Genomic DNA, 24,278 nt, shown 5'->3' on the forward strand with positions numbered 1-24,278 from the left:
AGCGCTTCGAGCCGCGGCAGGCCAAGGAAGCCGCAGGTGCCCTTGATGGTGTGGACGAGGCGGAAGATGTTATCCAGAATCTTGGCGTTGTTCGGCTCCTGCTCGAACTTCACCAGCTGATTGTCGACGGTGTCCAGGCTCTCGCTGGTCTCCGTCAAAAACTCCCGCAACAGATCATCCATGAGCTACGCCTTACTGACCTGGACCTGCACCTGGACGCCCGAGCCGTCGCGCCTGGCAATCGACGGAAGTCCGCTTCTGGATCGTTAGACATCCCCTTTCACGGTCCCGTTAATTTCAGCCTCCGTCCTAATACGGATATTGAAGAGAAGTTTGCCGTTCGGCCGGATGCGAAAACGTTTTTCGACAAAACCGGCGCCGCGCTGCGGCGGCAAAGCGCGTGAGGTAAACGCAATGACAATGGCGGGCTGAGCCGCGCGAGAAAGCCGTGCCTCTGAAGGGCGATACGCGTGAGGCGCGCGACACCGGATCGCGCGGCCCGCAAGCGGCAGCGCTCTCGCGGCCATCGGTTCCCCGCTTGCCTGGATTTGCGAAGTTCGCGTTTGCGGTAAACGGACGGTTACCCCGCGGCCGCGGCGCCCATTCCCGCGCTAACCCAGCCGCGCGCCGTGGCAACGCCGCCGCCGGGCAGTAATCCCGGCGCATGAAAGCCCCTTGCCGCTTTTTCCTGCGATGGCTGCAGGAAGCGGTGCGCAAGACCCTTGAGCGAATCAGCGCCCGTTCTTGTTTCGCCGCGAATGCGGCAGGCTGTCTGCCCCTAACGGCGATATGGACGATACACAACCTTTGCAATAGAATTTATCGCCGTGCAACTGGATGACGAACGTGCGCGGCGCCAATCATCCGTCGCATGTGCCGGATTGACCTGCATGACCGCGAGCAGCCGCCCACCCAATCAATTGCTGGAAAGGCTCGACGCGGCCGATTTCGATCTGCTGCGTCCTCATCTGGCGACGGTGGCAATGGTCAGGGAGTCTGTCTTGGGCGAGGCGGGCGTCGCGCTGAAACACGTCTACTTCCCGCATGACGGTTCCGTCTCCATCACGGTGGGTCTGTCCGAAGGACAGAGGATCGAGGTCGCGATGCTGGGCCGCGACAGCGTCGTCGGCGCCGGCGCGGCGCTGGCCGACGGCATCGCGCCGGCGCACGCGGTGGTCTTATTCCCTGGAACTGCCTCCATGCTGGAGATCGCGGCATTCCGGGCGGTGGCGGCCGCGAGCGCGCCGTTTCGCAGCCTCATGGTCCGCCATGAGCAGGCCATCCTCGCGCACGCCCAGCAATCTTTGCTTTGCAACACGCTCCACCCTGTCGAGGCGCGGCTGGCGCGCTGGCTGTTGCGGGCCCGCGACCTCTCCAACAGCGAGATGCTTCCGCTGACGCAGGAAGCGCTGGCGCAAATGATGGGCGTCAGGCGCAACGCCATTTCGCTGGTCGCACATGCGCTCCAGCAGGCCGGCATCATCCACTACACCCGCGGCCAGATCGAAATCGTCGACCTGCAGGCGCTGGAGACGACCTCCTGCGGCTGCTATTCGGCGGTGAAAGCCCAGCATATGCGCCTGGTCGGCGCCCTGCCGTGACGATGGCGCCGGCTGCATGCCGTGATGCACACAGCGTCGCGGCGATCGGCGCGACCGGACGTCTTGTCCCAATTGCCAATATATCCCGACGGGCAGATGATGAAACTACCTGTGCGGGGAGCGATTTCGCTTGCCCCGACTTTGCTGGTGCGGGAGACGGGAGACAGCTTTGGAAACGATGGTGCGCCCATCCAACGGTTTCTTGTCCGCGCTGTCGGCAGACGATTACGAATTGATCCGCCCGCATCTGCGCACCGTGGACCTGCCGCATGACGCGGTGCTGGTCGAGACCGGCGAGACGCTCAGGCACGCCTTCTTCCCGCACCGCGGCGTCATCTCGCTGGTGGTGAAGCTCGCCAAGGGCGAGCATGTGCAGGTCGCCATGATCGGCCGCGACAGCCTGCTCGGGACGCTCTCGACCATGGGCGATGCCTGCGCGCTGAACACCGCCATCGTGCTGGTTCCCGGCGTCGCCTCGGTAATGGATCTCGACCGGTTGCGCGGCGCGGCCGAGCAGAGCAACAGCCTGCGAACGCTGCTCACGCGCCACGGGCTGGCGGTCTACGCCCAGGTGCAGCAGACCGCGGGCTGCAACGTCGCCCATCCGGTGGAGTCGCGGCTGTCGCGCTGCCTGCTGCACACCCACGATTTGTCGGGCGACTACCGGCTGCTGCTGACCCAGGAGGCGATGGCGCACATGATCGGGGCTCGGCGCAACAGCGTGTCGCTGGTCGCCAACACCCTCCAGCAGGCCAATTTCATTCATTACAGCCGCGGGCACATCCAGATCCTCAATCTGGACGGGCTGCGCCAGACCGCGTGCGAATGCTACGCCACCGTGAAGGCCCAGTACGACCGGCTGCTCGGCCCGCACTGACCGGCGCCCGCGCATGGTAAACCCCAGGCTAACGCCGGCGCGCAAACACGCTCCGTCCTGCTACCGGAACTGAAATGCGAATGCCGTAGACACGGGGCTCGCGCCGCACGCGCCGCGCGATCGATGAACCGCAATCAGGACAGGCAAAGCCATGTTTGAAGTGACCGTCGCGCCTGTTCGGAAAGCGGTCGATGCCGAGCCCGCGCGCGAGCCAGGAGCGTATGAGGCGCTGGTGGCGGAGATCGGCGAGGACGGTGCCCAGGAAGTGCGCACCGTGTTCTGGAGCGAGACCTGCGCACGCCTGCAATCGTTCCGCACGCTCGCGCTCGCGCAGCAGCACGCCAGGATCGCGCGCGAAGCGCATTCGCTGAAGAGCGCGGCCGGGACGTTCGGCTATATCAGGCTCGCGGCGCTGGCGCTGCGACTGGAGAAAACGGCGGAGACGCTTGAGGAGAGCGAATTCCACGATCTGCTGGACCGGATGGATGCCGCCTTTGACGCGGCGCGCGCGCAGGAGACGCAGAGGTAGAAAACTGCGTGCAAAGCCCGCCGTACTTCTACGGTTTGGGATTTTTAGAGATGGCTAATCATAGGTGGTGATAGTCGCCGGAAACCAGGAGGGTTTCCATGTTCACCTATGAGACCGCGGACCAGAAAGAGGTCCGTCGCTTCCGCATCGCGCAGTTCAACGGCCGCATGGCGACGGTGAAGTCTGGCGAGGCGACGGTGACTGGTTTCGTCCGTTCGGTGCTGGAGCAGGAATCGAGCATGCCGCCGCGCTGGACCATCACGATCATCCCCAACGCGCCGAAGGAAGAGCCCAAGCCGCTGCGGTCCGGCTCGCGCGCGCGTCCCTTCGCGGAAGACTATTTCTGAGCGCGGTCGGGGTTTCCGGCCTGTCTCAGGCCCGGGCAATACAAGGATCTCAATCGATCGAATGCAGCAGCGCCGCACGGACGAGGTCCGCGGTGTTGCGCGCGCCGAGCTTGCGCATCGCCTCGGCGCGATGGCTCTCGAACGTGCGCGGGCTGATCTGCATCCGCAGCGCGCCCTGCTTGTTCGAATAGCCCTCGCTGATCAGCCGCAGAACTTCGCGCTCGCGCTTGGTCAGCCGCTTCTGACCGGACAGGCCGATAAGCTCGGCGCTGGGCAGGCGCTGCGGCTGCGCGGCGCGGGCGGGCTTCAATTCGGCGTCTTCGGTGCTGGAAGGGGCCGGCAGGACGCCCTTGTGAGGACCGGCAAGCTGCTTGACGAGGCCGCAAACGCGCTCGGTCTGCGCCAGCGCATTCTCCACCACCCGCTGCAAATAGGCGCGGTCGCTGGTGACAGGCGCGAGCTGATCGCTGTGATGCTTGATCTCGCCCATGTAGAGCAGCAGCGCAGTCAGGGGCCCGTTGAGCTCGCGGGCGATGGCGGCGGCCATTTCGTCGGCGGCCTTGGCCCGAGCCGCGTGCAGGCGGACGAAATCGAGCTCATCAGTTGGAGCAGCGCCGCTCTCATACCATTCCGACGGCCGCGAATCAGTGGCCGTATCATTCTGTGACCCCATGTGATCCGTTTACCGGAACCCACCCCGGTCTGTGGTTAACTTTTTGCTCCGTAAGACTACGGTGATTTTGACCGTTTTGTGCTGAAATGTCGACATCGGCACAATTTGTGCTTGCGGGTCGCCGCTGTTCACCGCGCCAGAGTTGAGATTTCCGGTCAAAGCCCGAACCGGCGCGCGGCAACCGCCTTAACCACGGCGTCCCGGCCGGACCGCGCGGCTCCTGGTTTTTACGGATTAATTAACAATGACTTGCTTCTCTTGGCAGGATTGAGAGCGCGCAAATGCCTCCCCGCCTCGGGCCTGCAGGGTTCTTGCGGGAAACGCTGCGAAAGAATTGCGTGCCATGAACGAGATCAATCGGCTGTCCGAGTTCTTGCAGAGGCTGACGCCGCTGTCGCGCAGCTGCCTGCTCAGCGAGCTCGAGCGGCTCGAGCTCTGCGGCATCGACATGCCGGGCTCGGCCGAGATCCAGGCGCGCCTGCGCGCCGAGTTTCGCAAGGACGGATCCAACCAGGCGCGCGCCACCAGCCCGTCGCGTTATTTCTTCGCGCCGCTCGAGCTGCTGCTGATCGACGGCGCGCCCGAGCATGCCAATATCGGGCGGATCTCGCGCAACACCCTCACCCCGATCTGGGAGTGGATCTGCCGCGACCTGCTGCCGACCATGGCGCGCGACTACATCAAGGCGATCAACGACCAGGTCGCCGCCAACAACCCGAAGGAAGTGCTGAAGACGGCCTCGATCTTCCAGACAAAGGTCATCAAGGTGCTCGAGAACACGCTGGCTTCAGCCGAGAGCACCGAGTTCGCGCGCGGCAAGCTCGCGCAGTACACCGCCTCGCGCGCCGCCTTCGACGACGTAAGAAAGATGCAGCATGTGCTGCGCGCCGGCGACGCGCTGCCGAAGTTCAACGAGAAGCTGCCCGAGAAGATCGCGAAATTCGACGATGGCCAGGTCGCGCAGATTACCGCGCAGCTCGACGCCTTCAAGAAGGCCCATCCCGAAGCGCTGCCCTACGCACTGACGCTGGTGGCACGGCGCCTGAAGACGTCCTGGCAATTGGTGCGCCTCGCCACCAAGGCGGCCGCCAGCAAGAGCGCCGCCGACGTCGCCGCGACGCCCTATGCTTGCGTTGTGCCGATGGTGCTCGACAGGCTCGACGACAAGCGCCTCGCCCTGCGGGTCGCGCTCCGGCACAACCGCGTGCTGGTCGCGCGCGACCTGCTTGCCGAGATCTACGACACCGAGCATGCGCTCAAGATCCGCATCGACGGCATCGAGACCAGCGAATGGGGCGTCCGCCTTCAGCAATTGATGGACGCGATCGCGGCACTGGTGTCCGCCGAGGTGAGCCGCTTCCCCTCCAATGTCGGTCACATCCTCGGCTCACGACGGCTACGCAGCCACGACACGCTCGGCGGCAAGCTCTCCTATCTGGCCTGGAAGGGACGCGACGCCGTGCAGGACGGCGCGGCGGCGTTTCGCAAATTGATCGGGCAGACCTAGAGCATGATCCGGAAAAGTGTGCAGCGGTTTTCCGACGAGATCATGCTCAAACGATAAGGCGCGCAGCTAACGCGGCAGGCACAGGAAGCGATCCATAAATCGCCCTGACAGCACGAATCTGAACCACCAATAGACCATTCGCCGCATCGACATAGCTGTAATCCTCGACAGCCCACCACCGGCTGTGCGGAGCAATAGCGCAGGTGCAGCAAGGCGCATGTGAGGTATTTCACACTTCGGCCGTCGCGGCCGGACGCATTGTCGCAGAACTGTCACGAGCGCAGACGGAACATGCGCGCATCGCGCGAAAATGAGTTCGTCGCTCACGGCCGCTGCAACTATCCTCCGATGCTCCGCAGAAGCATTGAGAAGGAGGTCGCGATGAGACCGGCTCGATTGACATTGACGATGGTGGCGCTGCTCACGGGCGCGCTGGCGCTCACATCGGCGACGACGGCGCAGACGTCGCCGCCGCAGGGCAATGCGGCGCCGACCGCGGACAACGCTGTGCTGCTCACCGTCTTCTTCAAACACGACCAGTCCCGCCCGCTGAACGAGCTGAACGCACAGCTCGAGAAGCAAGGCTACTACAAATCCTTCCCGCCGCCCGGCGTCGAAGTCGTGAGCTGGTACGTGATGATGGGGATCGGCCAGGTGATCACGCTGCGCCTGCCGGCCTCGCGCTTACGCGAGGTCAATCGCGTCATCGAGGACACCGCGTGGGGTCCCTACCGCACCGAGTTCTATCCGACCTACGATTACAAGGCGGTCGGGATGGCGCAACACGACAAGGCCACAAGCAATTGAGGCGTCCATTATTCAATTGGGCGAAACGCAAACGGCTTCGTCCTATTGCAGGACACCGATGCTTCCTGCGCACGGACCGCGACGCGCGGGAATCTTCGGCGATGACGGTGTCACGCAACCGTCACGCACGCTCAGACGTAAAAACTTCTCTAGCGACATCCGTACAATTTTAGACGTGCTGAGCGCTTTAACGTTACCCAGATAATTCAACAATCGGCTGAAGCTCTCCATATTTGAAACTGCTCCCATCGCTAACACCGGTCGCGGAACGGGAGTGGTTGCGATGAACGATGAACTTGTAGAGCTCGCCGGACGAAGGCCCAAAACCTTCGGGCGGCGAAAAATGATGCCGCGCGCATGCGTCGCCGACAGCAAGCGCCATCTGCGCGCTTTCCTCGCCGAGGTGCTGGAGGATCTCGGCTTCGTCACCAGCGAATGCGCCAACGCCGAAGAGCTGCAAGCCGTGCTGACCGCCGACTTGCCGGACCTGATCCTGCTCGGCATCGCCGCCGACGGCATCGAGCCCGGGAAATTCCTGGAGACGCTGGTGCGCGAGGCCTTCGACGGCAAGGTTCTTGCCGTGGGCGCCCGCGAGTCGATCATCGTCAAGGCGGTGCAGCAGGTCGGCGAGGAATATGGCCTTGCGATGCTGCCGCCGCTGACGACGCCCTTTGCCGCGGAGACGCTGCGCGAGCGCATCGCGATGCTGCTGCCGGAGGAGCCGGCGCCGAGCCCGGCCGTATATGTCGGCGAGGCCCTGCATGCCGGCTGGCTCGAGCTCTGGTACCAGCCCAAGATCGACGCGCGCACGCTGATCCGCAGCGGCGCCGAGGCACTGGTGCGGATGCGGCATCCAACCTGGGGCGTCGTACCGCCCGCCTATTTCATTCCCGAGCCCCACGATCCGCATCTGCGCGACCTGTCGGAATTCGTGATCGAGCGCGCCGTGCAGGACTGGCACTATCTGCTGGAGCAGCAGAGCCCGGTCGATCTCTCGATCAACCTGCCGGCATCATATCTGAAGGAGCCGCAAGCCGCGCGCGACCTCTGCCGTCGCATGCCGACGCATCCGGCCTTCGGCGGATTGACGATCGAGATCGACAGCGAGGAAGCGATCCGCGACCTCGATCTTCTCGCCGAGGTCGCGCGCGAGGTGCGCCTGCACAATATCGGCCTGTCGATCGACAATCTCGGCGCCAACTGGCCGTCGCTGATGGACCTCGACAAGATTCCCTTCATCAAGCTGAAGGCCGACCGGCACTTCGTTACCGGCAGCGGCAATGATCGCCTCAAGCGCACGGTGTGCCGCCACATTGTCGAGCTCGCGCACGGCTACGGCGCGGGCACCATCGCCGAAGGCGTCGAGAGCCGCGCCGACCTCGTCGCCGCGAACGAGCTCGGCTTCGACCACGTGCAGGGCTACCTGTTCGGCAAGCCGATGCCACTGAAGAAGTTTGCACGGAGCGCGCTGACGCGGACCGTGATGGGAGGGGAGTGAGGCTATCGCCTCATTCAAACCGCCGCGCGACGCAGAGGGCGGCGCGCGCGGTCGCGGCGATCAACTCTCAAGGACAGCTCGGCTGGTTGTTTGAGCCTGATCTTTCGGAAGACCGCTGCACACTTTTCCGGATCATGCCCTAGCGGCAGACCCAGACGCCATTGACCAGCACGCGGGCACAAGCTGGCGCCGCGACAGCGGCTCCCGCGGCCGCTGCGCCCACCGCTGCTCCACCGACGACGGCACGGCGCGTCGTTCGACGCGCGACGCCGGCGACACTCGCTGGAGTCGCCGGTCGCCCGACGCGGGCCTCTGCGCTCTGGATCGAGAATGAAAGGCCACCGTCTTCCGACCACTGCACCGCGCCCATGGCTGCGCAGACGATAATGGCACCGGCCAACCAGAAATGAGTTCCGTGTCGCATGACGCCCTCCTTCGCTTCAGGTTTCTGACAGAGCTATTTCGCATTTCGGTTCTTGCTTGCGCCCTTGAGAGGCGCCGAGGGCCGCGGGTTCGCCGATTCAGCAGCCTGAATACAAGACAGAAGATCAACGTAGCTTTGAGCGTAGGGGACTGAAGTTGCCTCGGCTTCGCAGCGATCCCGGACAGGACCGGCATTTGCGGTCCAAAGGGCGCTCAGCTGTTGCTGCGCGTCTGTTTCATCGCTCATGCATTCCTGGAGGCTCTGACCCAGAACGACTCCATTTGCCTTGTCATCAGCCACCGTCGCCTTGCACAGCACCTCCACATTCAAATGGGGGACGCGGTCAGAAACAGGCGTGACCGGTTGGCCTGCGAGAAGTGCCGCCGACAAAAGCGCAACCTTCATCCTGAGCTCCTCAGGTTCTGCCAGACCTTAAGCTGGAGCTGCTGCCGGCGTGGCTCCGCCCTGCTGGCCCCTTGCGATCAGCTGCTCGCAACCCTCCTGACGGCCGGCGGAGACCAGCTGCCGTTGATGATCGAAGGCGCCTTCTCGTTCGGCCAATACATCCGCAGCATCAGCACGAACTTGCCGGCGGGTGCGGGGAGCCAGTTCGATTCCTTGTCCGCTCCGGGCGAGTCCTTCTGGATATAGAGGTCGATCGTTCCGTCCGGATTCGACTTGAGATTCTGACGAGCACTGATCGAATAGCGGTTGATCGGATTGGCGACGAAGAAATACTTCTCGTCGTACATCGTCAGCGACCAGAAGCCGCCGACAGGAGGAAGCTGCCCCTTCGGGAAGCGCATCACATACTTGTTGCTGCCGACGTAATCTTTGCCATCGATGTCCTTCTGCGACGTCGGATAGCAGGCATCCTGGATCCGGTTGGCACCGAGCCCGATGGCTGTGACCAGGGCGCGATTGAGGTAGTCGGTGCCGTAGACGCCGGTCTCCGTGTCGAATGCCCAGCCGTTCGTGTTCCTGATGGCCTTGTTGACCTTGAACTGGATCATGATGCGGTCGAAACCGACTTGCGGGATGCGCTTCGCAAAATCGGCGTCGAGTTTGCTGGCGTCAAAATCCTTGCCCGGAACGAGACCGATCTTCGCGAATTTGGCCAGCTCAGGAGCGTCGGCGGCCGCCGGCGGATTCCGCTTCATCAGTTGAGCCAGAAGGCTGAAATAGGCCACGGCGTCCATACGATTGACCTGCTCGCGCACCGCGGTGGTCATGTCGATCGCCGAATCGACTTTGCCAGCTGGAGGCGTGTAGGGTTTCCCGTAGGCGCTCAGGGGGAAGAGCTTGCACTCATCCTGGGCGGCGTGCACCGCCGCGTAGTCCTCAGGTGTGCCGGTACAGTAGATGCGACCCAGAATCCATACGATGCTCGTGGGCGACTTGTATTCCTTCACGCCGGCAGGCAGCTTGCCTTTCCACCCCGGGCCTGTGATCGCATAAGTCTGCGCCCTGGTACCCGTCGTGCGCTTGCCCGGGACCTGGAATACGTTTGTCCAGCCATCAAGCATTGGAAACAGAAAATAGCGGTCCTTCATGTCGGGAATCCCGACGACCCAGGGCTCGTCTCCCACGTCGATCCACGCACTGGTGTAGAGCGTATCCGCGTTCGGAGCCGTCACATCCCTGAAGCTTGCGTCGGGATAGGTCCGCAGCTTGATGAATTGCCCCATAGGCCCGCGCGTGCCCTCGACGGAGGCCACATTGGTCATGACCCGTCGCGTTACCTCCATTGTCACGAGTGGATAGCCGAAGACGTAGGCATCAGTGGCAAGCCAGAAATCTTCGCCACCTTCGACCGCGCTCAACAAAGGACCGTCGTAATCCGCTCGGCCGACCGAGAGTGCAAGTGCCGAGATCGCGCTTCCCAAACTGCCAGACAAGAGATTCCGACGAGTCATGTTCATGACGCTACTCCCAAACCTGGTCTGATCTCGAAAGCTCAAACTGACCATGGACACCCCCGCAGCGATAGGCGGATTTCTGTCAGTCGAGCGAGGATGCCGATCACAGCCCCATCAGCAAACCTGCAGGGTGTTACCGGCCATGTGCTGTTACGTCATTGCGAAGAAGGCACGCGATGCATCGGGGAGGTCACTCTCCTCGTGCAATGAGATATCGCGCGCTGGCACGGACGTTGATCTAGATCAACGTTGGTGCTCGCAATGCCTGGTCCGAAATTGCGCCGTATCGAGCTCACGCGTACCGCCGTGCGAAGAACACGCAGGCGACCACGAGCGCGGTCGCGGCGATCATGCTCCAGGCGACCGGCTCGTGCAGCAGCAGACCCGCGAGCGCGAGGCCGAAGAACGGCTGGAGCTGCTGCAACTGACCGACGCGCGCGATACCGCCGATCGCAAGGCCCCGGTACCAGAAGATGAAGCCGACGAACATGCTGAAGACCGAGACATAGGCGAGCCCGATCCAGGCCGGCGCACCGACGCCGCTCCACGTCGGCGGCCATGCCCAGATCGCGACCGGCAGCATCAGCGGCAACGCAAGCAGCAGTGCCCAGGAGATCACCTGCCAGCCGCCGAGGCGGCGCGACAGCGCGGCGCCTTCCGCATAGCCGAGGCCGCACAGCACGATCGCGGCGACCATCAAGAGATCGCCGATGAGCGAAGCCGAGCCGTCGCTGGACATGGCAAAGCCCGCCACCGTCGCGCTGCCGAGCACGGCGAACAGCCAGAACAGCGGCTGCGGCCGCTCGCCGCCGCGCAGCACGGCGAAGATGGCAGTCGACAGCGGAAGGAGACCGATGAAGACGATCGAATGTGCCGAGGTGATGTGCTGGAGCGCGAGTGCGGTCAGAAGGGGGAAGCCGACCACGACACCGATGGAGACGATCGCGAGCGAGGCGAGATCCTTGCGCTCCGGCCGCGCCTGACGAAGCAGGAAGAGCACGGCCGCACCGATCAGCGCGGCAATGATCGCGCGCGCGGAGGTCAGGAACAGCGCGGAGAAGCCGCCGACCGCGACGCGCGTCGCCGGCAGCGAGCCGCTGAAGATGATGACGCCGACAATTCCGCTGCCCCAGCCACTGCCCGCAGATTGCATTTTCGTCTCGCTTGTTGGGTCGCCATCCTCGGCGTTCTGCGCTGGCGAGACCAGCGACAATCCAGTACAATCTGGCAAAACTGTATGGATATGGAAGGCAATACACCTTGGACGGCACGGCGCAGACGAAGGGACGCGGCGGAACGCGCACCCTTGATGTGATGAGCGCGATCCGCGCCAAGGTCGCGGGCCGCGCGCTCAGTGCCGGCGATCGCCTGCCCTCGATCCGCAGCCTTGCCGCGACGATGAGCGTCTCGCCGTCCACAGTGGTCGAAGCCTATGACCGGCTCGCCGCCGAAGGCCTGATCCGCGCCCGCCGCGGCTCGGGCTTTTACGTTTCGCCGACGGCTGCGCCGCCGCTGGCACTTGCCGAGGCCGAGCCGCGCCGCGACCGCGAGGTCGACCCGTTCTGGGTCTCCAGGCAATCGCTCGATACCGACACGGCCGTGCCCAAACCCGGCTGCGGCTGGTTGCCGCCGGACTGGATGCCCGAAGAAGCCCTGCGCCGCGCCACCCGCGCACTGGCGCGGACCGAGGCGAGCGTGCTGACCAATTATGGCTCGACGTCCGGCTCGCTCACGCTGCGCCGTCTGCTGCTCGCGCGCCTCGCCGAGGACGGGATCGAAGCCGCGATCAACCAGCTGATGCTGACGGGCTCGGGCACGCAGGCGACCGACCTGATCTGCCGCTTCCTGCTGCGGCCCGGCGACACCGTGCTGGTCGACGATCCCTGCTACTTCAATTTTCGCGCGCTGCTGCGCGCGCATCAGGTCAGGATCGTCAGCGTGTCCTACACGCCGTCGGGCCCTGACATCGCGCGCTTCGAGCAGATCCTCGGCAGTGAGAAGCCGCGGCTCTACATCACCAATTCAGCGCTGCACAACCCGACCGGCGCGACGATCTCGCTCCAGAGCGCGCACCGGCTCCTGACCGCGGCCGCGAGCCACGACCTCACCATCATCGAGGACGACATCTTCGGCGACTTCGAGCCGGAGCGCTCGCCGCGCCTGACCGCGCTGGATGGCTTGAACCGCGTGATCCGCATCGGCAGCTTTTCCAAGACGCTGTCGGCCTCGGTGCGCTGCGGCTACATCGCCGCGCGGCCCGACTGGATCGAGCATCTCGTCGATCTCCAGGTCGCAACCAGCTTTGGCGGCCCGAGCCCGGTCGCGTCCGAGATCATCGCGAATGTCCTGGCCGGCGGCAGCTATCGCAAGCACATGGACGAGCTCCGGCAAAGGCTCACGCGCACGCGCCGCGACATCGCGCGAAAGCTTCAGGCCCTTAGCATCGAGCCCTGGCTGATGCCGCGCGGCGGCTTCTTCCTGTGGTGCCGCCTCGCGGGCGGGCAGGATGCCACGCAGGTCGCCCGCGCGGCGCTGAATGAGGATGTCGTGCTCGCGCCCGGCAACGTCTTCAGCGTGTCGCAGACCTCGCAAAACTTCATGCGGTTCAACGTGACGCACATGAACGAGCCGCGGATCTGGGACGTGCTGCGGCGCGCGTTGATGGCGGCGCCGGCATGATGGCCGACGAGAAGGCGCCGCGGACGACATTCAGTTCGCCTTGATGCCGGCCTCGCTGATCAGCTTGCCCCATTTCGTGCTTTCATTCTCGATGAAGCGGCCAAACTGCTCCGGCGAAGTCGGCGCGGGCTCTGCGCCGAGGGTCCGGATCTTCTCGGCAACCGACGGGTCCTTCAGCGCCTTCACGAAAGCTTCGTTCAGCTTGCGGACGATGTCGGGCGGAGTGCCGGCCGGTGCAACGAGCCCGAACCAGCCTACGGATTCGAAACCTGCGATGCCGCTCTCGGCCAGCGTCGGCACATCGGGCAGAGATGACAGACGGCGCGCCGAGGACACGCCGATCGCGTTGAGCTTGCCTTCGAGGATCAGCTGTTTCGATGCGGGAATATCCAGCACCGCGAAGGGGACGTGGCCGGCAAGGACATCGACCGTCGCCGGCGCGGTCCCGCGATACGGCACCAGCTCCATCGCGATGCCGGTCTTCTGCGTGAACAGCGCCGCCGTCAGGTGCATCGCCGTCGAATTGCCGCCATGTCCGATCGACAGCGCACCCGGCTTTGCCTTGGCAAGCGCGATCGTCTCCGCCGCCGAATGCGCCGGCACGTTGGCGGATGCAACGAGCACGAAGGGGATTTCCGCAAGCAGCGTGATGGGCGCGAGCTGCTTCGGATCGAACGGCATCGACGAATTGAGGTGCGGGTTCACCGTCAGCGCGCCTGCCGGCGCGACGCCGAGCGTGTAGCCGTCCGGCGCGGCCTGTGCGACCGCGGCCATGCCGATGTTGCCTCCGGCGCCAGCGCGGTTCTCGATCACCAGGCCTTGCTTGAGCTCGGCGGTGACCACCGGCTCGAGCGCACGGATGACAGTGTCGGCGCTGCCGCCGGGCGGGAAGGTCACGATGATCTTGATCAATTGCTCCGGATAGGCCGCCTCGCTGGCCTCAAACGGCAGCACGGCGAAAGTCGCGGCCGTCAGCATGGCCAGGATGCGGCGCCTTGCAACGTGATACACGTTCCCCTCCTCGATGCGTTCTCGTTACGCCGCCGCGGCGGTGATGCGCGCCAGCAAGCCCAATGGATTTTCCGGCGCGAGCTGCCCGCGCCAGGCAATGTGCTGGTCGGGCCGCACCAGCACCAGTTTTTCAGCATAAGCGCCATTGGCTTCGTCTGCGGCGATGTCGACCAGCGCGAGCGGCATGCCGCGCTCCGCCGCGGCGGATTTCAGCGGAGCCACGTCGATCGCCGGGTCGAGCCGCAGCAAGGTGTAGCCCGGCCCGAACGCGTCGTAGAGCGACCGCCCATCGCGCAGGAACAGATGCGGCGCGCGGGCGCCCGGCACGGTGGAGGGGGTAAAACTGCCCATCGTATAAGCTGGCGGAGTTTCGCCGTCATAGGCGATGATCGGCGAGGCATCGTAATAGTAACCGAAGTTGAGGCCGGCACAGCAGTATTGCTGCACGTTGAGATCGTAGGCGGCTCTGGCCAACGCCGCGCGCGCCGCGTGGCCGCGCGGGGTGTCGTCCTCAATCTCCACTGAGACGCCGCCGCGCTGCGCCATCATCTTCATCGCGTGATCCATCGCAAAGCGCGACACCTGCTCGGTGATGGGCTGACGCTCCGCCTCGTAGGCATCGAGAATCGCGGCCGGCGCCCAGCCGTTGAGATGCGCCGCCAATTGCCAGCAGAGATCGACGGCGTCCGCAATGCCCGCATTCATGCCGTAGCCGGCATAGGGCATCCACAGATGCGCAGCGTCGCCGCAGATGAACACCCGGCGATCGCGGAAGCGATCGGCCACGAGGCGGCGTCCGACCCAGTCCTCCTTGCTGAGGATTTTGTACTCGAAGCGCTCGTCCACACCGAGAATGGCGCGGATCGACCAGTCGCGATCGACAGAATCGAATTCAGGCTCGTCGGGCCTCAGATGGTTGTGGATCAGCCAGCGGTCGTGGCCGTCGATCGCAACCGTCGTGCCTGAGCGCCGTGGGTTGAGCGAGAGCACCATCCAGGCCGGCTTGTGCGCGCCCATCAGCTCCTTCAGTTGCGGTGCCTCGATGAAGGTCGATTGCACGCGCTGGATCACCGGCGTGCCGGACAGGCTCGCACCGATCGATTTGCGGACGAGGGAACGGCTGCCATCGCAGCCGATCACGAAGCTGGCTTCGATGCGAAGTGTCTCTCCGCTGTCGAGATTGCGCGCCTGCGCGACGACATGGTCGGCATCCTGTTCGATGTCGGTGATCTCGGTGCGGGCCAGAATGGTGATGCGCGGCTGTGCGGCGGCATGGCCGAACAGGATCGGCTCGAGATAGAGCTGGTTGATCCGGTGCGGCGGCTCGGGCGTCGGCCACCAGGTGTCGGGGCCGCCGGTGGCGCTGTAACGGCGCGCGCGCGAGGGAATGTCGATGCGGCAGAGTTCGATGCCGGTCGCCGTGGTCCGGTACGAGCAATCGTTCGGGAAGTCGGCGGGAAGCCCGGCGTCGCGCAGCTTGGCGGCGACGCCCAGCCGGCGGAAGATCTCCATCGAGCGCGCCGAGACGTGATTGCATTTGACGCTGGGCGGATCGCCGGCATGGCGGATCTCCGCGACGATAACGTCGATCCCGCGCGAGGCCAGGTCCATCGCCGCGGTCAATCCCACGGGCCCGGCGCCCACGACCAGCACCTGTGTCCTCATGCTCGTTTCCTCTTGCCCAGCGGCTTCACCGTCCGCACAGCATGCATTTTATTGCAGGCTCGCTTATAAGATAAGCCAGAAAGAACTCATCAATTCATGAGCGTTGCCTATGAATGTCACCTTGCGGCAGCTGCGGGCCTTCACCGGCGTGTACCGGACGCGCAGCATCACGCGGGCCGCGCGCGAGCTCGGGATCACGCAATCGGCGGCGAGCCTTCTGGTCCAGCAGCTCGAGAGCCAGCTCGGCGTCAAGCTGTTCGACCGTTCGACGCGGTCGGTGCAACCGACGCTGGCCGCCGACGAGGCGTTCCTCGCCGCCGAACGCATGCTGAGCGATGCGCAGGGCCTGTCGCGGCGCATGCGCGACCTCGCGCAGGCACGCGCCGGCCGCGTCGCCTTCCTCGCCTCGGCCGGCGCCGCCTCGGCGCTGCTGCCTCAGGTGCTGGCGATATTCCGCGCAGCCCATCCCGACATCGAGATCGACATGCGGGATGTTGCCGCCGACGATCTCGTTCCGCGCCTGACCGCGACCGATGCGGAGTTCGCGATCGGCAGCGTCGAAGGCGAATTCGCCGACATGACGATCGAGACGTTGACAAGCGGGCGCCTCAGCGCGATCGGCCGCCGCACCGCCGACTTTGCCGCGCGGCGTTCTCTCACATGGGACGAGCTGGCGCAGATGCCGACAATCGCGATGCGCCGCGAGACGCGGATCCGCATCCAGATCGACCAAGCGCTCGGCGCGCAGGGCAAGCACCTCGATCCGACCTATGAAGTGACACTGATCAACACCGCCCTCGCCATGACCGCTCAGGGGCTGGGACTTGCGATCCTTCCCGCGACCATGCTGCCGGCCGACCAGTTTCCGACACTGATCGCGCGGCCGCTGGTGCGCCCGGCCATCACCCGTCCGGTGTCGCTGCTCCAGCGGCAGGGCCGCACGCTTTCGCCGGCGGCGCACGCGTTTGTCGCGACCGCGCGGACGGTGTTGGCGAGACCGTGACAAGGACTTGCCGCCGCGGTCCGGCTATTCGGCGAGATTGTGCTGCTGCCAGCGCAGCAGGTAGGCCTGCAATCGCCAGATCAGCGCGGACAGCGCAACCCCGACCAGCATCAGCACGACGACTGCGACCATCATTCCCGAGGCCTCTGCACGCGCCTCGGACTCGATGATCAGGCGCCCGATTCCCCGTTCCGCGCCGATGAACTCACCGACGATCACCCCGATCAGGGCGAAGGAGATCGCCGGCGTCAGCGAGGCGAACACCCAGGCCATGGTCGAGGGGATGACCACCGTGCGGGTGATCTGCCATTCGCTGGCGCCGAGCAGCCGCGCCGCATTGATGAAGCCTTCATCGATCGAGCGGGCGCCTTCGAACGTGTTGAAGAACACGAGGAAGACGACCACGATCCACGACGTCACGACCTTCGAGGTATCGCCGATGCCGAAGGCGAGCACGATGATCGGCGCCAGCGCGATGCGCGGGATCGAATTCACCGCCGTGATGAACGGCTGGAAAATCGCGCTCAGCCGGTCCGAGCGACCCAGCACGAGGCCTGCGGCAAAGCCGCTGCTGACGCCGGTCACGAAGCCGAAGAAGGTGTTCTTCAGCGTCACGGCGGTCGCGATCCAGAGATTGTTCTCGGATCGCGCCATGCAGCGGGCGAATTCGCCATTGAACCAGCCGTTGAAGACACCGAGCTTGGATTTGAGACAGCTCAGGATCAGGAAATGCTCGAATATCTCTGAAGGCTTGGAGATGAAATAGGGATCGAGCAGATCCGGCACCAGCCAGGGAAGGCGGCCGTGCAGGTCGTAGCCCCATTGCCAGATCGACAGCAGCGCGACGCAGATCAGCGCCTGCCATGCCAACGTCCTGCCCGCGTGGCGCGATCGTCTCATGGCTTGCGGCCCTTGATGAACTCCTCGCCGAGCGAGTGCCAGATCAGTTGGAACAGCTCGGCATAGCGCGGCGTCTCCCGGATCTTCACCGCGTTGCGCGGACGGGCAAAGTCCACCTCGAAACTCTCCTTGATCCGGCCCGGCCGCGCGGAGAACAGGATGATGCGGTCGGCGAGCGTCAGCGCTTCGCCGAGATCGTGGGTGACGAACAGCACGGTCTGCTGCTCGCGCTCCCAGATCCGAAGCAGCACATCGTGCATGTCGATCTTGGTGTGGGTGTCGAGCGCGCCGAACGGCTCGTCCATCAGCAGCACCTGCGGCTCGACCACCAGCGTTCGCATCAGGGCGGCGCGCTGGCGCATGCCGCCCGACAATGCGGACGGGTAGGCGTTGCCAAAGCCCTCGAGCCCGGCCTGCTTCAGGCACGCATTGACACGATCCTTCCGCTCCGCCACCGGGACACCTGCGAGCTCGAGGCCGTAGCCGATATTGTCGGCGACAGTGCGCCAGGGGAACAGGGTATCGCGCTGGAACACATAGCCGACATTCGGCGTCGCCTGCCCGTGAATGACGGGCGTTCCGTCGATCAGGATCTGACCGCTGGTCGGCTTGAGCAGCGTCGCGATCATGTTGAGGACGGTGCTCTTGCCCGAGCCGGACGGTCCCAGGAGAGCAACGAATTCGCCGCGTCGGACGTTGAAGGAGACGTCGCGCACCGCCTCGATGGACGTGCCCGCCAATTGGAAGGTCTTGCACAATCCGCGCACGTCGATGCGCCGCATGTCTGGCGGCGCATCGAGCTGCGGCGCTTGTAAGGCCTGGACGCTCAAGCCGGATAGGCCTTGCGTGCGGCTTCGATGAAGGTCGTGTTGACGACATCAGCCATCGCGAGCGGCTTGATGCCGGTCATCTCGCGGAACCAGACCTTCTGGCCACGTTCGAAGCTGGCCGCATCGATGATGCAATCGTAGTCGGTGACCTTTTTCATGACCCCGCAGTCGAAAATATTCGCGTCGCGCGACGTGCTCCCGACATAGGGCTCGATCGCGTCATAGATCTCTTCGGGAGAGTGCCCCTTGATCCACTGCGTCGCGCGCCACAGCGCGGTGACGAACGCCTGCATCTTCTGAGGATCCTTGTCGATGCTCGACTGCAGGCAGAAATGCGACGTCACCGGGACCTTGCCGCCGATATATTTGGTCCAGACCGCCTCGTCCGTTCCGTCGAACAACAATGCGCCCCAGCCCTGCTCGACCGAATCCTTCAGGATCGACGGCGAGTTGATGAGGACGTCGACCTGCTTCGTTTTCAGCGTACCCATCATGGTGTCGACATTGCCGGTGCCGATCCAGGTCACCTTGTCGTCCAGGCCCATGGTTTCCAAGTAATAGGAGGCCCAGACGTGGTTGGTGCCGCCCAGCGACGACACCGAGACGATCGGCTTTCGTCCGTCGGGCCGCTTCCACTTCGCCAGCGCGTCGAGCGTGGTGATGCCCTGATCGAACAGATCCTTGCGGATGATGAAGATCGCGGCGTTGCTGCGGGTATCGACCGGCATCAGGACCCGCGCGCTGCGGCCGTGATTGCTGAGCTGCATCGGGTGGGTGATGTCGCCGATGCCGATATCGCCCTGGGACGAGGCGATGATCTCGCGTGTCTTCACGCCGCTGCCGCCCTGGATCAGCTTGCAGTCGAGACCGGCCTCCTTGAAGAAGCCGATCCGGTCGGCGACGAATTGGGATTGATAAACGGGAATGGCCACCGGATAGATCACGCGGCCCGATGGATTATCCGCCCACGCCCGCCCCGCCGCCATGGAGGCACCTGCGCCGGCGACAATCGTCAGCGCAGACCGTCTGGTGATCCTGGTCCTCATCACGCGTGCTCCCTCTCCTTGCCGGCCACCTTGTCGAGCGCGTTCAGCACCGCATCGCCCATCTCCTGGGTCGAAAGTCTTTTTGTGCCGGGTTCGGCGATATCGGCCGTTCTTGCGCCGGCGGCGAGGGCCGTATCCACGGCCTTCTCCAGCAGCACCGCATCATCAGGCCGATTGAGGGTGATGCGCAACATCATTGCGACGCTGAGGATCGAGCCGAGCGGGTTGGCGATGCCCTTGCCCGCAATGTCGGGCGCGCTGCCGTGGACCGGCTCATAGAGCGCCTTGCGGCGGCCCAGCCGGTCCGGCGGCCCGAGCGAGACCGACGGCAGCATGCCGAGTGAGCCCGACGCCATCGCGGCGCAATCGGAGAGAATGTCGCCGAAGATGTTGCAGGTCACCATGACGTCGAACTGCGACGGCGCCCGCACGATCTGCATCGCGGCGTTGTCGACATAGAGATGCGTCAGCTCCACATCGGTAAATTCCGCTTGATGCAGCGCCGTCACCTCCTCGCGCCACAATACGCTGGTCTCGAGCACATTGGCCTTGTCGACGGAGCAGACCCGGCCCTTGCGCGTCCGCGCCAGCTCGAACGCGGTTCGCGCCACCCGGCGGACCTGGCTGGTGGTGTATTGCTGGGTGTTGAAGCCGCGGCGCTGGCCATCGGACAGCGTTTCGATGCCGCGCGGCTCGCCGAAATAGATGCCGCTGGTGAGCTCGCGGATGATGATGAAATCGACATCCTTCAGCACCGAAGCCTTGAGCGGCGCGGAATCCGCCAGCGCGGGACTGGCGACGATGGGCCGGAGATTGGCATAGAGGTCGTATTTGCTGCGCAACGACAGCAGGCTTCCCGCCTTGCGCGCCGCGGCAGGGACCTCAGTGGTCTCCGGGCCACCAGTCGCGCCCCAGAGGATCGCGTCGGCCTCCTCCATCGCTTCGGCGGTATCGTCCGGCAATACCTTGCCTGTCGCCAGATAGGGGATGAGACCATATTGCGCTTCGCGCAGCGCCACCGGAATGCCGCGCCGCGCCGAAAACCATTTGAGGATGCGATGCGACTGGTCGGTTACCTCAGGGCCGATGCCTTCGCCGCCGACCACGGCGACCTTGATCATGTTCGAGAGCGTGTTCATGCTTGATGTCCTGCAAAGTGAATCCACGGCCGCGCGTCGCGGTCCGATGCCTGGAAAGCGCGAATCTCCTGGTCGCGCCGCAGTGTCAGCGAGATCTCATCTAAGCCTTCGAGCAGACCCGCGCGCCGGCGCGGATCGATCTCGAAGACGTGCCGTGACCCCGACGGCGAGGTGACCGTCTGCTCCACCAGATCGACGCTGAGGCGTCCCGCGCCCTGGCTCGCTTCGATCTCCGCGGCGAGGCTGTCGATGATGGCTTTGTCCAGCACCACCGGCAGGATGCCGTTCTGGAAGCAATTGGCGAAGAAGATGTCGCCGAAGCCGGATCCGATGATGGCGCGGATGCCCATTTCCTGAAGCGACCACACCGCCGCCTCGCGCGAGGAGCCGCAGCCGAAATTCGGACCCGTGACCAGGATTTCCGCCTGGCGATACGGCTCGCGATTGAGGATGAACTCCGGATTATCAGAGCCGTCAGGCAGATAGCGGAGCGAGCCGAACGCCCATTTGCCGAGACTGCCGCGAACGGAATTTCCGATCATGCGGTTGATGCTGATGATGACATCCGTATCGACATTCGTGCGCATGATCGGCGCCGCTGTCGCGGTCAGCTTGGTGAAAGCTTGCGCCATCTATCGCTCCATGGTCCGGACGTCGGCAATGGCGCCGGAGATCGCCGCCGCGACGGCCATGGCCGGGCTCGCCAGATGGGTGCGGGCACGCGGCCCCTGCCGGCCGATGAAGTTCCGGTTCGACGTCGACACCGAGCGCTGACCGGGCGGCACGGTTTCGCCGTTGGCGGCAAGGCACATCGAGCAGCCGGGCTCGCGCCATTCGAAGCCGGCGTCGATGAAGACCTTGTCGAGCCCCTCGGCCACCGCATCGCGCTTGACGGTCTCCGAACCCGGCACGACCCAGGCGCGCACGCCAGGTGCAACCTTGCGGCCGCGCGCGACTTCGGCTGCCGCGCGCAGATCGCTGAGTCGGCTGTTGGTGCAGGAGCCGATGAAGACCCAGTCGACCGGCGTGCCGGCGATCGGCGCGCCCGGCGTCAGGCCCATATAGTCGAGCGCGATCTCGATCGCGCCGCGGCGGGCCGGGTCGGCGATATCAGCGGGATCCGGGATGCGGCCATCGACACCAAGGACATGCTCCGGACTGGTGCCCCAGGTGATCTGGGGGATGATGGCTCCGACATCGATCGACACCTCGCAATCGAACACCGCATCGCTGTCGCTCCGAAGCGCCCGCCACGCCGCAATCGCCCGCTCCCACATCTCGCCCTTCGGGGCATAGGGACGGCCGCGGATGTAGTCGAAGGTTTTGTCGTCAGGTGCGATCAACCCCATCTTGGCACCGAGCTCGACCGACAGATTGCAGATGGTGAGCCGCCCTTCGATCGGCATGTCCCTGATGGCACTGCCGGCATATTCGACGGCATAACCGGTGCCGCCGGCGGCGCCGACATGGCCGATCAGCGCGAGGATGAGATCCTTCGCCGTGACACCGAACGGCAATTTGCCGTCGAACGTCACGCGCATGGTTTTGGGCCGGCGCTGGATGATGGTCTGGGTCGCCAGCACGTGGGTTAGCTCGCTGGAGCCGATGCCGAAGGCGAGAGCGCCGAGCCCGCCATGGGTGCAGGTATGGCTGTCGCCGCAGACGATCAGGCAGCCGGGCAGGCTGAGACCGAGCTCAGGCCCGATGACATGGACGATGCCCTGCCCCGGCTGGTCGATGTCGAACAGCTGGATGTTGCTGGCTGCTGTCTCGGTCCGCAACGCCGCCAGCAGCTCCCACCCGGTCTTGATGGTGCCGGCCCGCCCGGACGCGGTCGAAATCGCATGATCGGGCGTCGCGAAGGTCAGCTCGGGATTGTGGACCGGAATGTTGCGGCTTTTCAGGTCGATCAGGCCGCGGGAGCCGCCGAGATCGTGCAGCAGATGGCGATCCACGTGAAGCAGATCGGTATCGTCGCTGAGCTGCGCGACGACATGCTGGTCCCAGATTTTGGCCAGCAGCGTACGACCGTGCGTGTCCACGATCCGTCCTCCCTATCCGGCATCTGATGTGCCGTATTGCTGCCGATCATGCCGACCGGCAGAGATGTTGGGAAGGAGGATAAAAGAGCGTTCCGCAAATGTGCAGTGACGGTTGGGCAGTCGGCCATCGCGGCCGGCGATGGCTGGCCGTCGGCACGGGCGAGGTCAGCTCCTGCTGCGGACGACCGTCAGGCGGTCGGAGCCGCTGCTCGCGGCGAGACGCGCACCATCCGGGTTGCGCAAATGGTCCACCAGCAGTTTCGTGACCGGTGGCAGCGATTTGTAATCGCGCACGCCCATGACCAGCTCGCGCCGCGCCCAGGACTCATCGAGCGGGATGGTGACGAGGCTGTCGACGCCGTAGCGGCCGCGAACGATCTCGAGCGGCACGACCCCCACTCCCATCTTGGCATCGATGACGCGGAACAGCGCATCGAAACTGCTGACGCGGATGCGCACCTTGAGGTGCTGCCCGAGCGCCGCAGCGGCCCTGACGCACAGCGTCTCGATCGAGCTGCCTTTCTCGAGGCTGACGAAGTCGAAATCGACCAGCTCGCGGAAACGAACGCTGCTCCGGCCCGCCAGCGGATGGTCGCGCGTGACGAGCGCGACCAGGCTGTCGCTGCGATAGGACAGCAGCTCCAGATCCTGTCCGTCGATGTTGCCGCCGAAAATGCCGATGTCGGCCCGGTTCTCCACCACGGCGCGGACGATCGCGGGGCTCAAGTCCTCCTCGATGTCGATGTGGACCAGCGGATGCCGTTCCAGGAACAGGCTGAGCTCGTCGGCGAGCGCTTCGAGGATCGCGGACTTGTTGGCGCAGACCCGGATCAGCCCGCGCTTGCCCTGTCGGTATCCGGTCAGCTCGCTCTCGAGCCTAGAGAGGTTTCCCAGGATGATGCGGGCATGCTCGAGCAGGGCGAACCCGGCCGGCGTCGGCTCGATCCCCTTGGAATGGCGATGCAGCAGCTCGACCTGGAAGCGGTCCTCGATGTCAGAGATGCGGCGGCTGACCGCGGACGCGGCGATGTTCTTTTTCTCCGCCGCCTTCGCGATGCTCTGCTCCTCGACGATCGCGACGAACAACTGCAGCGTGAGGAGGTCGATTTTAGCCGTCATCGGGGAATCCTCGGGCAGACGGGGCGATTATAGCCTTCTTCAACCGCAGCCGGCGACTGATGGACCAGCTCGCGCGCCGCTTCCGTAGCCGATCAAATAAAAATGCCGAAAACAACCCCATGCACAGTAGCCGGCGGCTGCAAGATCAATGACTTACGCGCGAGCCGGAATTGGTGACGCGTCGGGCAAAAGTTCAAGAGCAAAACGAGCCAAGGGATCGCAGCTTATGGCCCGAAGGCGATCCATCGATCTTTTCATATTCTGCAAAAGAGATGCTCAAACTGCGCCAATGGTTGGAAGAGACTCGAGACTGTAGCCTTCGCTCAACATGGCCATAAACGGCCACACTGCAACGAGGGAGGACTGCATCCATGGAGTTCGGCGTCTTCGTCCTGGCGCAGCAGCGCGGTTATCATGAGACCTCGCGACAGGTGATCGACAACGCGGTCGCGCAGACCGCCCCGCGGAAGCCGCCGGTTTCGATACGGCCTGGTATGCCGAACATCCCTTCAACAATTGCAGCGTGTGCCGCCGCTGCTGATGGTGGCGCACCGCGCCGGCCTCACTGGCGAGCGTCGCCATCGAGGCGACCGGCGTTGGCGAGGCGCGACGCGGGTTGACGGTCAGGTCCGTCATCTCGCTGTGCATGGATCCACCCAGGC

Annotated in this window: 24 protein-coding genes and 1 pseudogene; 10 read left to right on the forward strand and 15 right to left on the reverse strand. The window is 64.6% G+C overall.

Annotated features, from left to right (window positions below; genetic code table 11):
• Nucleotides 1-182: Hpt domain-containing protein (locus BRAGE_RS57360; RefSeq protein ID WP_035730510.1), on the reverse strand; the 182-nt coding region annotated here is incomplete at its 3' end.
• A gap of 708 nt (nucleotides 183-890) precedes the next feature.
• On the opposite strand from BRAGE_RS57360, the gene BRAGE_RS0137490 reads away from it, so the two are divergent.
• The 4 genes from BRAGE_RS0137490 (at nucleotide 891) to BRAGE_RS0137505 (ending at nucleotide 3,354) form a co-directional block, all read left to right on the forward strand.
• Entirely contained in the window at nucleotides 891-1,601 is a 711-nt protein-coding gene (locus BRAGE_RS0137490; protein ID WP_027561924.1) for a Crp/Fnr family transcriptional regulator, read from the forward strand.
• 178 nt (nucleotides 1,602-1,779) lie between these two features.
• Complete coding sequence (locus tag BRAGE_RS0137495; protein WP_181411738.1) at nucleotides 1,780-2,478, forward strand: Crp/Fnr family transcriptional regulator; 699 nt, start codon at nucleotides 1,780-1,782, stop codon at nucleotides 2,476-2,478.
• A gap of 151 nt (nucleotides 2,479-2,629) precedes the next feature.
• Nucleotides 2,630-3,007 carry an Hpt domain-containing protein gene (locus tag BRAGE_RS0137500; RefSeq protein WP_027561922.1) on the forward strand — a complete coding sequence of 126 codons (378 nt, stop codon included), beginning with the start codon at nucleotides 2,630-2,632 and terminating at the stop codon, nucleotides 3,005-3,007.
• A 98-nt stretch (nucleotides 3,008-3,105) separates the two neighbouring features.
• The gene (locus BRAGE_RS0137505; RefSeq protein ID WP_027561921.1) at nucleotides 3,106-3,354 is read left to right on the forward strand and encodes a hypothetical protein; all 249 of its coding nucleotides are present in this window, start codon (nucleotides 3,106-3,108) and stop codon (nucleotides 3,352-3,354) included.
• Nucleotides 3,355-3,403: 49 nt separating this feature from the next.
• Here BRAGE_RS0137505 and BRAGE_RS0137510 read toward each other — a convergent pair whose 3' ends face one another.
• Complete coding sequence (locus BRAGE_RS0137510; protein WP_027561920.1) at nucleotides 3,404-4,027, reverse strand: helix-turn-helix domain-containing protein; 624 nt, start codon at nucleotides 4,025-4,027, stop codon at nucleotides 3,404-3,406.
• Nucleotides 4,028-4,370: 343 nt separating this feature from the next.
• Between BRAGE_RS0137510 and BRAGE_RS0137515 the strand changes: the two genes are divergently transcribed.
• The 3 genes from BRAGE_RS0137515 (at nucleotide 4,371) to BRAGE_RS0137525 (ending at nucleotide 7,839) form a co-directional block, all read left to right on the forward strand.
• On the forward strand, nucleotides 4,371-5,534 hold the full coding sequence (locus tag BRAGE_RS0137515) for a hypothetical protein (protein WP_027561919.1): 1,164 nt from the start codon (nucleotides 4,371-4,373) through the stop codon (nucleotides 5,532-5,534).
• 381 nt (nucleotides 5,535-5,915) lie between these two features.
• Nucleotides 5,916-6,341, forward strand: coding sequence for a hypothetical protein (locus tag BRAGE_RS0137520; protein WP_027561918.1), 426 nt, complete (start codon nucleotides 5,916-5,918; stop codon nucleotides 6,339-6,341).
• A gap of 283 nt (nucleotides 6,342-6,624) precedes the next feature.
• On the forward strand, nucleotides 6,625-7,839 hold the full coding sequence (locus BRAGE_RS0137525; protein WP_027561917.1) for an EAL domain-containing response regulator: 1,215 nt from the start codon (nucleotides 6,625-6,627) through the stop codon (nucleotides 7,837-7,839).
• 139 nt (nucleotides 7,840-7,978) lie between these two features.
• Here BRAGE_RS0137525 and BRAGE_RS50905 read toward each other — a convergent pair whose 3' ends face one another.
• From BRAGE_RS50905 to BRAGE_RS0137535, 4 genes are all read right to left on the reverse strand, one after another.
• Complete coding sequence (locus BRAGE_RS50905; protein WP_035730514.1) at nucleotides 7,979-8,263, reverse strand: hypothetical protein; 285 nt, start codon at nucleotides 8,261-8,263, stop codon at nucleotides 7,979-7,981.
• 33 nt (nucleotides 8,264-8,296) lie between these two features.
• Nucleotides 8,297-8,668, reverse strand: coding sequence for a hypothetical protein (locus BRAGE_RS53830; protein ID WP_084334622.1), 372 nt, complete (start codon nucleotides 8,666-8,668; stop codon nucleotides 8,297-8,299).
• Between the two features lie 77 nt (nucleotides 8,669-8,745).
• The gene (locus tag BRAGE_RS0137530; protein ID WP_027561916.1) at nucleotides 8,746-10,185 is read right to left on the reverse strand and encodes a DUF1254 domain-containing protein; all 1,440 of its coding nucleotides are present in this window, start codon (nucleotides 10,183-10,185) and stop codon (nucleotides 8,746-8,748) included.
• 289 nt (nucleotides 10,186-10,474) lie between these two features.
• A complete protein-coding gene (locus BRAGE_RS0137535) occupies nucleotides 10,475-11,335 on the reverse strand; it encodes a DMT family transporter (RefSeq protein WP_027561915.1) in 861 nt (286 codons plus the stop codon).
• Between the two features lie 107 nt (nucleotides 11,336-11,442).
• Between BRAGE_RS0137535 and BRAGE_RS0137540 the strand changes: the two genes are divergently transcribed.
• Nucleotides 11,443-12,861 (forward strand): PLP-dependent aminotransferase family protein, encoded by a 1,419-nt coding sequence (locus tag BRAGE_RS0137540; RefSeq protein WP_027561914.1) that lies wholly within the window; start codon nucleotides 11,443-11,445, stop codon nucleotides 12,859-12,861.
• A gap of 30 nt (nucleotides 12,862-12,891) precedes the next feature.
• Here the strand turns inward: BRAGE_RS0137540 and BRAGE_RS0137545 are convergent, their stop codons facing one another.
• The gene (locus BRAGE_RS0137545; protein WP_027561913.1) at nucleotides 12,892-13,872 is read right to left on the reverse strand and encodes a Bug family tripartite tricarboxylate transporter substrate binding protein; all 981 of its coding nucleotides are present in this window, start codon (nucleotides 13,870-13,872) and stop codon (nucleotides 12,892-12,894) included.
• Between the two features lie 24 nt (nucleotides 13,873-13,896).
• On the reverse strand, nucleotides 13,897-15,537 hold the full coding sequence (locus BRAGE_RS0137550) for an FAD-dependent oxidoreductase (RefSeq protein WP_027561912.1): 1,641 nt from the start codon (nucleotides 15,535-15,537) through the stop codon (nucleotides 13,897-13,899).
• 109 nt (nucleotides 15,538-15,646) lie between these two features.
• Between BRAGE_RS0137550 and BRAGE_RS0137555 the strand changes: the two genes are divergently transcribed.
• A complete protein-coding gene (locus BRAGE_RS0137555; protein ID WP_027561911.1) occupies nucleotides 15,647-16,540 on the forward strand; it encodes a LysR family transcriptional regulator in 894 nt (297 codons plus the stop codon).
• A gap of 24 nt (nucleotides 16,541-16,564) precedes the next feature.
• Here BRAGE_RS0137555 and BRAGE_RS0137560 read toward each other — a convergent pair whose 3' ends face one another.
• The 7 genes from BRAGE_RS0137560 to BRAGE_RS0137590 form a co-directional block, all read right to left on the reverse strand.
• The gene (locus tag BRAGE_RS0137560; protein ID WP_027561910.1) at nucleotides 16,565-17,440 is read right to left on the reverse strand and encodes an ABC transporter permease; all 876 of its coding nucleotides are present in this window, start codon (nucleotides 17,438-17,440) and stop codon (nucleotides 16,565-16,567) included.
• Nucleotides 17,437-18,222: an ABC transporter ATP-binding protein gene (locus BRAGE_RS0137565; RefSeq protein ID WP_027561909.1), complete on the reverse strand. Its 786-nt coding sequence runs from the start codon at nucleotides 18,220-18,222 to the stop codon at nucleotides 17,437-17,439. Before BRAGE_RS0137565 ends, BRAGE_RS0137560 begins: the two co-directional genes overlap by 4 nt.
• A gap of 44 nt (nucleotides 18,223-18,266) precedes the next feature.
• Complete coding sequence (locus BRAGE_RS0137570; RefSeq protein WP_027561908.1) at nucleotides 18,267-19,316, reverse strand: ABC transporter substrate-binding protein; 1,050 nt, start codon at nucleotides 19,314-19,316, stop codon at nucleotides 18,267-18,269.
• Nucleotides 19,316-20,455 carry a 3-isopropylmalate dehydrogenase gene (gene leuB / locus BRAGE_RS0137575; protein ID WP_027561907.1) on the reverse strand — a complete coding sequence of 380 codons (1,140 nt, stop codon included), beginning with the start codon at nucleotides 20,453-20,455 and terminating at the stop codon, nucleotides 19,316-19,318. The genes BRAGE_RS0137570 and leuB overlap by 1 nt, the downstream gene beginning before the upstream one ends.
• Entirely contained in the window at nucleotides 20,452-21,087 is a 636-nt protein-coding gene (gene leuD / locus BRAGE_RS0137580) for a 3-isopropylmalate dehydratase small subunit (RefSeq protein WP_027561906.1), read from the reverse strand. Before leuD ends, leuB begins: the two co-directional genes overlap by 4 nt.
• A complete protein-coding gene (gene leuC / locus BRAGE_RS0137585) occupies nucleotides 21,088-22,497 on the reverse strand; it encodes a 3-isopropylmalate dehydratase large subunit (RefSeq protein WP_027561905.1) in 1,410 nt (469 codons plus the stop codon).
• 165 nt (nucleotides 22,498-22,662) lie between these two features.
• The gene (locus BRAGE_RS0137590; RefSeq protein ID WP_027561904.1) at nucleotides 22,663-23,616 is read right to left on the reverse strand and encodes a LysR family transcriptional regulator; all 954 of its coding nucleotides are present in this window, start codon (nucleotides 23,614-23,616) and stop codon (nucleotides 22,663-22,665) included.
• 371 nt (nucleotides 23,617-23,987) lie between these two features.
• On the opposite strand from BRAGE_RS0137590, the pseudogene BRAGE_RS57365 reads away from it, so the two are divergent.
• Nucleotides 23,988-24,183: pseudogene (locus BRAGE_RS57365) on the forward strand (LLM class flavin-dependent oxidoreductase); the annotation flags it as partial.
• Between the last annotated feature and the right edge of the window lie 95 nt (nucleotides 24,184-24,278).

It is taken from the genome of Bradyrhizobium genosp. SA-4 str. CB756, assembly GCF_000473125.1.
Classification (GTDB): domain Bacteria; phylum Pseudomonadota; class Alphaproteobacteria; order Rhizobiales; family Xanthobacteraceae; genus Bradyrhizobium; species Bradyrhizobium arachidis.